This window comes from Chamaesiphon minutus PCC 6605 (assembly GCF_000317145.1).
Lineage (GTDB): Bacteria > Cyanobacteriota > Cyanobacteriia > Cyanobacteriales > Chamaesiphonaceae > Chamaesiphon > Chamaesiphon minutus.
On record NC_019697.1, the window covers coordinates 2537652 to 2550770 of the forward strand.

The 13119-nt window shown below is 46.7% G+C and carries 15 protein-coding genes; 11 read left to right on the top strand and 4 right to left on the bottom strand.

What is annotated here, in order from left to right:
* Positions 1-162: 162 nt before the first annotated feature.
* The gene (locus CHA6605_RS11755; RefSeq protein ID WP_015159660.1) at positions 163-864 is read right to left on the bottom strand and encodes an SRPBCC family protein; all 702 of its coding nucleotides are present in this window, start codon (positions 862-864) and stop codon (positions 163-165) included.
* A gap of 223 nt (positions 865-1087) precedes the next feature.
* Positions 1088-2098 (bottom strand): SDR family oxidoreductase, encoded by a 1011-nt coding sequence (locus tag CHA6605_RS11760; protein ID WP_015159661.1) that lies wholly within the window; start codon positions 2096-2098, stop codon positions 1088-1090.
* A 183-nt stretch (positions 2099-2281) separates the two neighbouring features.
* Here CHA6605_RS11760 and CHA6605_RS11765 point away from each other — a divergent pair, with 183 nt between their 5' ends.
* The 3 genes from CHA6605_RS11765 to CHA6605_RS11775 all read left to right on the top strand — a co-directional run bounded on the left by CHA6605_RS11765 (position 2282) and on the right by CHA6605_RS11775 (position 4206).
* Positions 2282-3022, top strand: a complete 741-nt coding sequence (locus CHA6605_RS11765; protein WP_015159662.1) for an LmeA family phospholipid-binding protein — start codon at positions 2282-2284, stop codon at positions 3020-3022.
* Positions 3023-3146: 124 nt separating this feature from the next.
* Positions 3147-3674 (top strand): DUF2231 domain-containing protein, encoded by a 528-nt coding sequence (locus CHA6605_RS11770; protein ID WP_015159663.1) that lies wholly within the window; start codon positions 3147-3149, stop codon positions 3672-3674.
* Positions 3675-3741: 67 nt separating this feature from the next.
* Positions 3742-4206: a DUF4385 domain-containing protein gene (locus CHA6605_RS11775; protein ID WP_015159664.1), complete on the top strand. Its 465-nt coding sequence runs from the start codon at positions 3742-3744 to the stop codon at positions 4204-4206.
* Positions 4207-4377: 171 nt separating this feature from the next.
* Here the strand turns inward: CHA6605_RS11775 and CHA6605_RS11780 are convergent, their stop codons facing one another.
* Entirely contained in the window at positions 4378-4911 is a 534-nt protein-coding gene (locus tag CHA6605_RS11780) for a PadR family transcriptional regulator (protein ID WP_015159665.1), read from the bottom strand.
* A gap of 499 nt (positions 4912-5410) precedes the next feature.
* Here CHA6605_RS11780 and CHA6605_RS11785 point away from each other — a divergent pair, with 499 nt between their 5' ends.
* Positions 5411-5914 (top strand): DUF4188 domain-containing protein, encoded by a 504-nt coding sequence (locus CHA6605_RS11785; RefSeq protein WP_015159666.1) that lies wholly within the window; start codon positions 5411-5413, stop codon positions 5912-5914.
* 183 nt (positions 5915-6097) lie between these two features.
* On the opposite strand, the gene CHA6605_RS11790 is transcribed toward CHA6605_RS11785, so the two are convergent.
* Positions 6098-7108, bottom strand: a complete 1011-nt coding sequence (locus CHA6605_RS11790; RefSeq protein WP_015159667.1) for a Gfo/Idh/MocA family protein — start codon at positions 7106-7108, stop codon at positions 6098-6100.
* 387 nt (positions 7109-7495) lie between these two features.
* Here CHA6605_RS11790 and CHA6605_RS11795 point away from each other — a divergent pair, with 387 nt between their 5' ends.
* From CHA6605_RS11795 to CHA6605_RS11815, 7 genes are all read left to right on the top strand, one after another.
* Positions 7496-7795 (top strand): ferredoxin, encoded by a 300-nt coding sequence (locus CHA6605_RS11795; RefSeq protein WP_015159668.1) that lies wholly within the window; start codon positions 7496-7498, stop codon positions 7793-7795.
* A 153-nt stretch (positions 7796-7948) separates the two neighbouring features.
* Positions 7949-8074, top strand: coding sequence for a hypothetical protein (locus CHA6605_RS36155; RefSeq protein WP_015159669.1), 126 nt, complete (start codon positions 7949-7951; stop codon positions 8072-8074).
* A gap of 249 nt (positions 8075-8323) precedes the next feature.
* Positions 8324-9868 carry a sensor histidine kinase gene (locus tag CHA6605_RS11800; RefSeq protein ID WP_015159670.1) on the top strand — a complete coding sequence of 515 codons (1545 nt, stop codon included), beginning with the start codon at positions 8324-8326 and terminating at the stop codon, positions 9866-9868.
* Positions 9840-10511: a response regulator transcription factor gene (locus CHA6605_RS11805; protein WP_015159671.1), complete on the top strand. Its 672-nt coding sequence runs from the start codon at positions 9840-9842 to the stop codon at positions 10509-10511. Before CHA6605_RS11800 ends, CHA6605_RS11805 begins: the two co-directional genes overlap by 29 nt.
* Positions 10512-11023: 512 nt before the next feature.
* Complete coding sequence (locus tag CHA6605_RS11810) at positions 11024-11437, top strand: response regulator transcription factor (RefSeq protein ID WP_015159672.1); 414 nt, start codon at positions 11024-11026, stop codon at positions 11435-11437.
* A gap of 30 nt (positions 11438-11467) precedes the next feature.
* Positions 11468-11599: a hypothetical protein gene (locus CHA6605_RS36160; protein WP_269744576.1), complete on the top strand. Its 132-nt coding sequence runs from the start codon at positions 11468-11470 to the stop codon at positions 11597-11599.
* An 83-nt stretch (positions 11600-11682) separates the two neighbouring features.
* A complete protein-coding gene (locus CHA6605_RS11815; RefSeq protein ID WP_015159673.1) occupies positions 11683-13104 on the top strand; it encodes a UDP-glucose dehydrogenase family protein in 1422 nt (473 codons plus the stop codon).
* The last annotated feature ends 15 nt before the right edge of the window (positions 13105-13119 follow it).

A 13119-nucleotide genomic window follows, 5' to 3' on the forward strand; every position in this document is an offset into this window, starting at 1 on the left:
GTCCTTGGTGGTGGGTGGAGTGTGGGGAGAGGGAGAGGGGGAGGGGGGGACTGGAAAATAATAATTACGTCAGGGCTAGTGAAAAACTCCCCTCCTCGGAGGGGTGCCCGTAGGGCGGGGTGGGTAGATCTTCACTTCCCGCCAATAAACCATCGATCGAATCTACTTCTCGCGTCCTGAAGATTGGCCTTCGCTAATTGCCAGTTCGCCAGTCTCCATCAGCATCTTGAAACGGCGTAAATCGTCACCGATTTGTTGTTCGGGATTCTCGCCAAATACAGACGCGATCGCTGCTGTGAGTGCGCCGCCCGGTACGCTATACTCCAAGACGACTTTGACCTCAACGCCACGTCCGGGAGGTGCGGGGGTAAACCGGACGAAACCAGAATTTTCGACATTTGCACCGGGGATAGATGCCCAGCTAATTAACCGATTGGGAGTATCGGTAATAATATCGGCATCCCACTCAACGCTATTCCCCAAGGGTGCATTAGCGATCCAGTGCGATCGGGTTTCATTCAGGACAGTGACCGATTTGAGGTGCTTCATGAATGTGGGCAAGTTCTCGAAGTTATGCCAGTACTGATATAGCTCCTCGATCGATTTATTCTGAATCGTCACTGTCTTTTCGACCCGCAACCCTTTATCGATCCCAGTTGCTTCGGTGACTTTCTCCTGCAAACTTTTATCTGATGTGGCACCGTGATAGGCTAATGTGCCACCCGCAACCGCCATCAGCGCGCCACGTAACGATCGCTGGCTCAAACCCGCCAACACCATCGCACCGCCTGTAATTAACGTCCCCCAACGCTCGGTATCACTAATCGGAGGGGTAGACTTATCGCTAGATTTTTGAATTTCCATATAAATTAGGTGTTAGGTTTTAGGCTTTAGGCTTTAGGTCTTCTAGAATTTAGGGGTTTAGAGGTTTAGAGTTTAGGTTTTAGGTGTCTAGGTTGAGATATTTCTTAGGGCGCATGATGTGTTTGAGCTTGCTATGCCTTTAGCTACACGATTAATGCCGCAATCTAAGCTCGAATCTCTAGTTCCTAAAGCCTAAAACCTAAAGCCTAAAGTCTATTCCCTCTTATTCCATGTCTTTCAACAAATTGGCTGCGATGAGAGCTACTGCACCCAAACCTGCTGCCGTAGTCCATTTAGCTGCCGGATGGATATCGAACCAATCCAAGAAACTGGGAATAATCTTGTCGGAGAAATCACCAGTTACGGTGTCGTAACCTTCGATCGGTTCAAACAGGTTATTGGGGTCGTCGGTGGCTTTAATCGTATCGGTACGCTGTCCGGGAATTGCGATCGCGCCAACTAAGGTATCGACTAAATCTGGCGCGAACTTTTGCAAGAAATCGACCGCCCGTCCGACATCGCCAACAATCATGTCGCGGGTGGGATGTTCGGCAACGTGCAGAATTGCTTCAGCAACCAGGCTGGGTTGGTAATAAGGTGGGACTCCCGTCGGTTTGACACCCAGTTTCGTCCGCGCCTTGTTATAAAACGGGGTATTAATGACTGAGGGCATTACGTTGGTAATGCTAATCGGCACGCCCTCGTGTCTGAGTTCGGCCCGCAACCCATCGAGAAAGCCTTCCAGACCGTGTTTGGAGGCAGAATAAGAAGTTTGCAGCGGCATCGATCGACGTGCTTCTACCGAGGATACAGCTACAAATGCGCCTCTTCCCGTTTGTCTGAGCAGGGGTAGTGCCACCTTTGCCGCATAGACTGGCCCCATCAGATTGACATCAATAACGCGTTTGAATTCTTCCATCGTGACTTGCTCGAATGGCGAAATCACCGCAGTTGCGGCTGCATGTACCCACGTATCCAATCGCCCAAAGCGTTCGATAGTCGCATCCGCAATCTTCTGGACTTGGGCATAGTCGGCTACATCGGCAGGAACCGCGATCGCTTCGGCTCCAAATTGGCCGATTTCCTTGACTAATGACGCCAATCCTGACTCACTGCGAGCCGAAACCACTAGTTTGGCTCCACGTTTGGCAAGTTGAAGAGCGGTTTCGCGACCGATGCCACTGGAAGCCCCAACCACAGCAACAACTTGTTGTTCGATCGGTTTTAGTTTCATTGCAGTTAGATTATTGAGACTTCAGTATGCTAACAAGGCCCATCCTAAGTTTCTTCTCTCTCAAGAGGGAGATCGCTGGTATCTCTTTAGAGAGATTGAAATAATAAGCATATTTGTTATCACTATGTTTACGCGGCAAAATGGTCGCCGAATCATTTTGCAAACCAAGTGGAGATAGAAAATATGGGAGCGAATAGCCCCGATTTGGGTAACCAAGCATTAAGTAAAGTTGTAGAAATCGGCATTACTAGTCAGTTGGATGTAGTCGAAGAAATAGATGTCGATTTACGTACCAATCCTGGTAATCTCGTTCGAGGAAAAGTAGATTCGATCGAGATTTCTGGCAAGGGCTTAGTTGTCAAGCAAGACCTGCGCATGGAAACAATTCAAATAAATACCAACCAAGTATCGATCGATCCGCTTAGTGCTCTGTTTGGTAATATCGAACTCACCCACCCCACCGATGCTGAAGCCCGCATCGTTTTGACCGAAACCGATATCAATCGCGCTTTTAGCTCTGATTATATGTACGGTAAGTTACATGGTTTGAAAATGGATGTAGACGGGCAACCAGTGACGATCGATATTCAAGAAGCAAATTTAGCTCTGCCTGGTGAAAATAAATTTGCGATCGCAGCAACTTTTTTGATGAGAGAGTCAAATGAAGTCAAAAAAATGTCGGCTACTGCTATTCCGCTAATTCATGATGATGGAAATCAAATTTCATTAGAAATTCTGGCTGCTGAAGGCGAAGGTTTAACACTTAAACTAGTCATGGTAATTTTCGAGCAACTTACCGCTTTACTAGATTTACGCAACTTTAACATTCCAGGTGTATCACTCAAATTGCGTCAACTAGAAGCTCAAGCAGGCAGATTGGTAATTCATGCCAACAGTCAAATCGAAAAAATGCCCTCGATGTAGAGAGAAGGCAGAAGGCAGAAGAGTAAAACACATGACAATTAATTCACTCTGCACTAGCTATTAGTTACTACTAGAGTTGCCGAGCACACAATCCAAAATCCAAAATCCAAAATCCACAATTACTATGACTCAAACTCCTACTCCTAGCGTTCCTCCATTTATCGAAAGTGACGAACGCGAGTTTCTCGATAGCGGTATACCCAGTACTGTCGCGATCGCCAAACATCCCCTCCACCCCCTGATCGTGACATTTCCGATCGCTTTCCTTACGGGTGCAGCCGGAGCCGATGTTGGCTATTGGCTTACTGGCGATAACTTCTGGGCGCGGGCGGCAATCTGGCTGATCGGTGCGGGCTTTATTTCTGGACTGGTAGCAGCTTTAACTGGAATGCTCGATTTCTTACGGATCGATCGCGTCAAAAAGCACAGCGCAGGCTGGATTCACATGGTTGGTAATGTCACAGCCCTGGCGTTGACATTAGTCAACTGGTACATCCGCTGGGATAATGTCGAAGGTGCCATCTTCCCCGCAGGTATCATTATTTCGATCGTCGTTGCCTCTTTGTTGGGCATCACTGGCTGGTTTGGAGCCGAACTGATCTATCGTCACAAAATTTCGGTCATCGGTGCTAGTCCTCGTCAAGAACCCTAATTAAAAATACTGCATCAGACAGATCCCCGACTTCTTAGAGAAGTCGGGTTTCTAATCGCATTAGCAAATGAGAAAATTTGATTACACACTCGATTTTAAAGCGATCGATTTTCGACAACATCCCGAACTTTATCGCGTCGGTAAAGGCGAGCAAGGTGTCTTACTCGTAGAGCCTTATAAAAGCGAAATTTTACCCTACTGGAGATTTAAAACACCAGATATTGCTTGCAAATCTGCCAGCGAAATTTACACCCTGTTTCTTAATTATAAAGAGCGGGGAGATTTTGTAGGGATGGATATGGCACGGAAGTTTTTACAAATGGGTTACACTCGATCGCGACGCTACGCCAATCACAAATCGGGACGTAAATACGCCAAAGAATCTAAAACAATTCTGCCGTATATAGAAGATCCCGTTAAAGCGGAATCTGCCAAAATCTTCTACGAAATCTGGCAACAAGCCAAGACAGATCCAGAATATATCCTGATGCTCGATCGACACGAACGCCAATACACAGAAGAGAATGTCTGAAAAGGTTTTTTGTACTCGATCGTAGATCTAAATTCCCTTTTTTAAGGGGGATAGGGCGGTTTCTAGGGTTTGCGACTATTCAGATATCGGTGTTGCTGAATTTAGGTAAGATCTACCTTTGAGATAAACCCTGAAATTTAAGATATCAATTCCGCAACACCCAGATATCCTCTAAGATTCCAATAGCTCGATCGCTTCTTCACACCAAGCTAACCATTCAGTCTCGATTCTGATACCCTGACGTAAGGTTATATATTGATAACGCCCGACATCGCTAAACTGCGATCGATCTGGAAAATATCGATCGGCGATCGATTGATATGTCTGTAATGTTGCTAAATGTTGACTCCGATGATGTTTTAATTCTGACACGATCGTCTGTGGAGAAACGATCGTGCCTGCAAATATTTTCACTAGTAAGTCGTCTTTAATCGGACTGACAGTACTTGGTGTCTCGATCCACAATCGCAATGATTCCTCACCTTTTTCAGTTAGGGTATAGATCTTTTTGTCTGGGCGATGCTCTTGCTCGATTAATTGTGCCTCGATTTGGCTTTGTTCTTCTAGTTTGGTAAGTTCGCGGTAGATCTGTTGGTGAGTGGCATTCCAGAAAAAACCGACAGATCCATCGAATCTTTTGGCTAGATCGTAGCCACTGCAAGCACGATCGTTTAGTGCTGCCAAAATTGCATGAGATAAAGCCATGGGAATAGGGGATATAGGGAATAGGGAATAGGGAAAAGAGGATAGGAGTTTAAATTACGGTTGCGATCGAGTCTATCTCCAGATCTCATTCGCTCGAAAGCGTTGCTGGCAAAGGCGATCGGCGATCTGAGGTACTCGATTGGTTTCAATACGGTTCGGTTAAAAACCAATCGTGAGTTAGTTGCTCCGGTTTAGGTTGAAATCCCCCTAAATCCCCCTTAAAAAGGGGGACTTTTAAAGCCCCCTTTTTAAGGGGGTTGGGGGATTCAGATCTCAAGCGAAGCTAACCGAACCGTATTGCGATTGGTTTTATCTTGGTAAATTAGTTGCATATTCAATAAAGTTGATATATGATTTTGATATGCAACTAGTTTAATACATGCGAGCGAAATTGGGCAATTGGCGACCTGAGTTGCCTTGACTTAGTGTCGCAATATCTCGATCGATACTGCTGCTGCATGTTTGTAAAGCCACAGAATGAAAGCAAGAGAATGAGCATATGTCAAAAGTAGTTCCTGGTAGATTTAGTGCCCAGATCGATGAATCTTTCGTCGTTTTTTTAATTGGAATGCGTGTAAATAACATTTGGGCTGTCAATAAATGGCTGCCTACCGCCCAAGCAATGGGGCCGATGTTAAATGTCCTACATCAATATCCAGAAAAAGGTTTTTTGGGACAAGAGTCATTTTTCCGCTTGTTCCCGATAACAACCGTGATGATTACTTACTGGAAATCATTCGAGCATTTAGAATATTTTGCCCGTAATGCTGACGATCCGCACTTGCAACCGTGGCGAGAATTCAATCGATCGATCGGTAATGATGGCAGCGTCGGGATTTGGCACGAAACCTATTTAGTCCCAGCAGGACAGTCAGAATCTATTTACGCGAATATGCCCATATTTGGTTTGGCAGCCGCAACTACACACATGCCTGCGGTTGGTAAAAAAGAAACTGCCCGTCGGCGATTGGGCGGCAATAATACACCTGCTGTTCCTAACTAATCGAGTCAATTTTGGTAATTATTTTCAAATATCTTGCACCAATACAGAAACATTAGTATTTAGTGGAGATCCGAGGGTACCCACAAGGGGCACCCCTACACAATCGATCTGTAGGGGTGCCCCTTGTGGGTACCCTCCGATTGTGGCAGTACTAGTATTTAGGCATTAGGACGAGATCTGGGATTACAAGCTATCGATAACCACCGTGCGGCGGGTTTCGGCGGCGATCCGAGCAGCATCGGCGACGCGAAGTGTAGCGAGACTGGCCGCAGGCGTGACGTAATTTGGTTTACCATCGATGAGATAGTCGAGCACTATTTCTAGATCTTTAGCAAATAAGCCTTTGCGCGCGCCAAGATCTAGCGGGGTAGAAGTTCCGTCCTGAATGAATACCCCTTCGTCGCCATCGAATATTAGCGCGCCTTTGTCGCCATGGACTTCAAACTTGCGGGAGCCTTGCCATAAGCCTTCCCCTTTGCCATAGGCAATTTCGCCGATCGCACTATTATTCTTGAATCGAAACTGGGCGGTACACAAACAAGTTTTGTAATAATCGCCCACACCGCCCCAATACTGGTTGTTACAACTGATACTCTCGATCGAGCCAAATAAATCGGTAAACCGATGCAGTCGAGACAGAGCCGCAGTCAGGGGAAATCCGAACTCAGAACGATGAAATGTCCATTTTTCAGGGACGGGACGCTGGGGAACGATCGTGCTGTAGCGGGCGTAATAGACCTCGCCAACGCGATCCAACCATTCGCGCATCGTCTGATGCAGCCCGCCCAAGAGTTCGATATGTTCGACATGCAGCAAGACTTTTTTGGCTTCAGCTAAGGCGACAATTTCTCTAGCTTCGCCCAAGTCGAGTGAGAGAGGATACTCGACAATTGTATGCTTGCCTGCGGCGATCGCGGCACGGACGATCGCGCCATGATGTGCATTAATCGTCGCCACCAATACCAGATCGATATCTGGCATCTGCACTAATTTCTGCCAATCAGCTACGGCAACGATATTGAAGCTGTGGGCAAATTCTGCCGTGCGTTCGGGATTGCGCCCCGACACGGCGACTAATTGAGTCCGACTTTCGGCATCGAAGCTCTGGGCGCGGATCTTAGCGGCAAATCCCGTGCCTACAATTCCAACTCGGATTGGGAGATTAATTTCTCCGTAAGTAGCGATTTTAGACATAAGATTTTTTAATATTACCTGGAGATCGAACCAACACCCAAACTGAATGCCCGAAAATATTATAACTCCTGTCCCAGCCTACCATTCAATCCCCTGGGCCGTGTTTTTTTGGGGCTGCTAAATGTTAGTTCCGGTGGCTTACGGTCGTGCTCCAATCTCCTATCAGTCGCCGAGATATAAGTAATTAGGATGAATTAGCGCGATTTGATTACGAATACCATTCGACTTTAGTAGGACTTATAGATACAGATGGTAAGGTTTTCCCTTAGTATTCAGATAGAGATGAAAACGACTGCGATTAGCTAGGCAATCCTACCGATGGCCTAACTAAGATACATCCGTCCGTATCCGCCATTTTTAAGCGAAATAGAGAGGAATCAATCTAACATGGCAACCTATAAAGTTACTTTAATCAACGAAGCCGAAGGTCTCAACACTACCATCGACGTAGCTGATGACACCTATATTTTAGACGCAGCCGAAGAGCAAGGAATCGATTTGCCTTATTCTTGCCGTGCGGGTGCTTGTTCTACCTGTGCTGGTAAAATCACTGCTGGAGAAATCGACCAATCCGATCAGTCTTTCTTAGATGACGACCAAATCGAAGCAGGTTACGTCCTGACTTGCGTGGCTTATCCTAAGTCTAACTGCACCATCATGACTCACCAAGAAGAACAACTCTACTAAGAGATCGCTCTCGATTTAGAGTTAATAGTTTAGGAGTGCGGAATTGAGCTAATTCCTCGCTCCTATCTTTTTTTGGCTAAACTCGCCAGCCACCGAGCCAAATGCGATCGTTTAAGTGCTAAAACCTAGCTGCCACAAACGTTTGGAGGTTTTATGAGAATTGCTAGCTCACCTGCTGTCAATACTCAGCCATTGCTGCTAGATGTCAGCAATACCACTCTAACTGTGACATCAGCACAATTCGATCGGAAGAGAATTAGAAATACTAGCATCGCCTGAATCAATCGATTGTATTGAAGTCATGCCAGGTTTTATACTGAGGATGAGTATCATTTGGTAACGATCGGGATCGACCTCGATCGCTAATCATAAAATTTACAAGATCCAAATATAGATTTGGCTAGATAATTCCTCAAACCTGAATAGTGAGCAGTGCCTACCCTGCTGACTACAATCGATCGCATGATGTGTAAAATGAGACGAGATCCACTTGTAAACATCAAATAACTCGATCGAGGGTCAAGCGCAATGAAACCGATCGTTAATTTATTACCAAATTGGCTGTACTTCTGGGGCGAAGCGAGAACGCGGATCGTCATTTGGTATATCTTAATTGTTTCGATCGCGATCGGCGGAGCCATACCGCTGATGCGACAACAGATGTTGGCGCAAGTGGACGCTAGGGTCAGAGCCGACTTAAATGAGGAAATGCAAGAATTTATCGAATTACTCTCGACTGGTCCGAGGCTGGAGGATCTGGATATCGTCAAGGCATTGCAGGCAGATGGCAAAGTTATTCCCGATGGATATCCGACTACGACTCAGGAGTTAGCTTCATTGCTAGAACTTCATCTCAAGCGGCGGATTCCAGAAGATGATACTTTTTTGATTGGCTTTGTCAATGGCGAGTTCGATCGATCGAGTCCGAGAGCATTACCGCCAGAGTTGAGCCGTAACTCTCCACTGATAAAACGGTTGGCTAAGGTGAATCGTGCCGAACAAGGAGAACTAGAACTAACTGGATCGGGTGAACTCTTGTACAAATCTGAGCCAGTCAAAATTAAGGGTAAAGTCTTGGGTGTGTATGTCGTCGCCCATACTACTCAAGGCGAACAAGCTGAGGCTCTGAGCATCTTTAACGTCATCATCCAGGTCAAGGCGATCTCCTTTGGCTTGGCACTAGTGATGATTTGGTGGGCGGCGGGGCGGGTGTTGGCTCCGTTACGCGGCTTGAGTGCGACGGCTCATGCTATTTCCGAATCAGATCTGTCTAAACGCTTGCCGACACAAGGTAATGGCGAAATTGCTAAACTCTCAGCGACGTTCAATGAGATGATGGATCGACTAGAGTTGGCATTTGAAACGCAGCGCAATTTTATTAATGATGCCGGACACGAACTGCGGACGCCAATTACGATTATTCAAGGACACTTGGAATTGATGGGAGACGATCCCCAGGAGCGCGAAGAAACGATCGCCCTAGTGATGGATGAATTAGCCCGGATGACGCGACTAGTAGAAGATCTGGTGCTACTTTCCAAAAGCGAACGGGTAGATTTTTTGCGACTGGAAAGGGTTGATGCGGCTGTTTTGATGCAGGAAATGTATCTCAAAGCCACGGCACTATCTAGCGATCGCGATTGGCGATTAGAAAATCAAGCAGTGCGATCGATATTAGTCGATCGGCAGCGGATTACCGAAGCAATGATGAATTTGGCGGAAAATGCCGTTCAACACACAGTTGCGGGAACTATAATTACGCTAGGCTCCGATCTCGATCGGGACAAAGTATTATTTTGGGTACGAGATGCTGGAGAAGGTATCCCAGCCGCAGAACAGAAACGAATTTTTGAACGATTTGCAAGAGTCACTACCAATCGACGGAGATCGGATGGATCGGGATTGGGTTTAGCGATTGTCAAGGCGATCGTCGAAGCTCATCATGGCTCGGTCAATTTGCAGAGCAATTTGGGAACCGGATCTACCTTTACGCTCGTCTTGCCAACCAACCCCGCTGTCGATCTGTCCTATACTCCAGTTCCTCATGTACAGAATTCTCGTCGCGGAAGATGAAGCTCGGATAGCTGCATTTGTCGAAAAAGGTTTGAAATCTCATGGCTTCACGCCGACCCTCGCTGCTGAGGCAAATGAGACAATCTCTTTGGCATTGGGGGGGAACTTCGATCTGCTAATTTTAGATTTGGGGTTGCCTGGAAAAGATGGGCTAGAAGTGCTCTCAGAACTGCGCGGACAGGGAATACAGTTGCCGATTATCATCCTATCAGCACGGGACGATCTCCGCGATAAGGTCGCAGGATTTGAAGGTGGAGCTGATGATTATGTGACCAAACCATTTCGGTTTGAAGAACTGCTGCTGCGGATTAAAGCGCGGTTGCGGGGTAATGGGGTAGGTAGTGCGGAGCCAGAGGTAATGGAGTTGCAAATCGGCGAGATCGTGCTAGATTTACGCACGCGCAAGGCTAAAATTGGCAATCGCTGGATCGATTTACCAGCCCGTGAATTTATCCTCGCCGAAACATTTTTTCGCCATCCAGGACAAGTAATGAGTCGAGAAGTATTACTCGATCGCGTCTGGGGCTATGACTACGATCCGGGTTCTAATATCGTCGATGTTTATGTCGGTTATTTGCGGAAAAAATTGGGCAGTGAGTTGTTTGAAACGGTGCGCGGGATGGGCTATCGCTTGAAAAGTTAGGATCGTCGATCGCTGCGATGACTGTAATTCTGAATTTTATTTACGCCCAAACTACCAGTCCAATGCGATCGGCAACTTGCTGCTCCAGCCACTGTTCAAATAACTCGTTCGGTAACTGTGGTTGGATCTGTCGATCGAATTTCGCGGGTAACCAGCATTCGAGCCTATCTCATCACAATTTAATAAATCGATCGTGTTAACTAGGGTACCGAGTTCCTATGTCAGCTTTTATGTATCACTAACGAGTACCTAAATCGATCGGAAGATTGTTGTGTTCGCCAGCTTGACGCAATCTATTCAGCTCGTAACGGTGAAGATCGGAGATTGACAACGAGATCGCGCTCTCGATCGACATAACATGAGAATTTTCTCATCAAAGAAGTTAAATTAAAAGCCTCAGATCGGGGTAGATTGAAGATAAGTCTGTATTCTATCGATCGAAATCGATAAATGTGCGTGCATTTCCTCGCTGTAGTGGAGAGTCCAGAGGCTGTATCTAGTTTGTACCAGTTATGCCTCGTGTTGAGATCCAAATGAGTAACGTCTTAATTTTGATTGCTGAAGATGAAGATCGTCTGGCTGCTTTTATAGAGAAGGGGTTGAAGAACAATGGGTTTGAGACGATCGTCGCTGCGGATGGTGTCCAAGCCTTAGAGGCGATTCTCCAAAGGAGAGGCTCCGCCAACGATCGACAGCCAGTAGATTTGCTGCTGTTAGATCTGGGTTTACCGATTAAGGATGGTTGGGCGGTATTGCAGGAAGCCCGCGCACAGCATCCCGATCTGCCGATTATTGTGGTGACGGCGATGACAGACGAACGCGATCGCCAACGGGTGTTACAGTTGGGGGCGAATGATTATTTATCCAAACCGTTTAAGTTTAGCGATCTGCTGGCCAAAGTTAAATTGTATTTGGATGATGTTTAGACTATTTGAGCGTCTTCTAGATGCCCAACCATGGATATCCGTATTGGGCATCGAGCTGTCGTTGGCGTTGGCGTAGCCGCGCCGAGAGGTACAGCCGCGCCGAGAGGTAATCGCTTCGGTGCGCGTAGTCTCAAAAAAGTCGTTCGCTTTCGCCCCAGATGAGAGTTATCTCATCAAAGCTTCATCCCTGTTTCATCAGAACTTGAGAACCTGAGTAATAACTAAAATTCAGGAGCGTGAATCTCATGCAAGTTTGTGTAATTGGAACGGGCTATGTGGGGTTAGTTACCGGGGTATGTCTAGCCCAAATCGGGCATCAGGTAATTTGTGTCGATAATGATGCCCAGAAAGTCAAGTTGATGCAGTCGGGGCAATCGCCAATTTTTGAACCTGGTTTGGCGCAGATGATGGCAGCCAATATGGAGGCGGGAAGACTGGAATTTACTGCCGATCTGCGAGTTGGAGTAGAGCGAGGGGAGATATTATTTATCGCTGTCGGTACTCCGGCACTCCCTTCTGGTGCCAGCGACACTCGCTATGTCGAAGCGGTGGCACGCGGGATCGGACAGCATCTGAATGGGGGCTACAAGGTCATTGTGAATAAGTCTACAGTACCGATCGGTTCTGGGGACTGGGTACGCCGGATCGTCCTGGATGGGGTGGCTGAGGGCAACTCCGAGCATACTAATTTTGATGTGGTTAGCAATCCAGAATTTTTGCGAGAAGGATCGGCAATTTATGATACTTTCAATCCCGATCGCATTGTCATTGGCAGTAGCAGCGAACGGGCGATCGATTTAATGCAGCAGCTCTACGCGCCGATTGTGACGAGACAATTCGCTCAATATCCCGATTTACCGCCTGTGCCCGTATTAGTGACAGATTTGACTTCTGCGGAAACGATTAAATATGCCGCTAATGCGTTTTTAGCTACCAAAATTAGCTTTATTAATGAAGTTAGCAATATTTGCGATCGCGTGGGTGCCGATGTCACGTTGGTGGCGCAGGGGATTGGATTAGATACACGGATCGGGCATAAATTTCTGCAAGCGGGGATTGGTTGGGGTGGCTCTTGTTTTCCTAAGGATGTTTCTGCGCTGGTACATACCGCAACTGACTATGGTTATGATGCCCAACTGCTCAAATCGACGATCGAGACAAATCGACAGCAGCGATTAATTGCCGTGGAAAAACTCCAACAAGTACTCAAAATTCTTAAAGGTAAAACGATCGGTTTATTAGGACTGACATTCAAGCCAGATACCGACGATCTGCGCGATGCACCTGCCCTAGATTTAATCGATCGATTGACACATTTAGGTGCGAAGGTTAAAGCTTTCGATCCGTTAATTAGTTCGGCTCGATCGCATCCCGATCTAACCAAAATTACCTTAACTACTAATGCTGAAGATCTGGCAATGGGGTGTGATGCGCTGGTATTAATAACTGAGTGGCAAGAGTTTCAGTTATTAGATTATACTCATTTAGCTAGTCTAATGGAGCGACCGACGATCGTCGATGGACGCAACTATTTAGATGCTGTAGCCTTAACCAATGCTGGCTTTGATTATATCGGCATCGGTCGTCCGAGGGTCGATCTAGTAGAGTCGGTTCTGCCAAATCGTCTCACCCAAATCGACGATCTGCCGTTGAAATCTGCTGCATAATTGAGGATTCCGGTC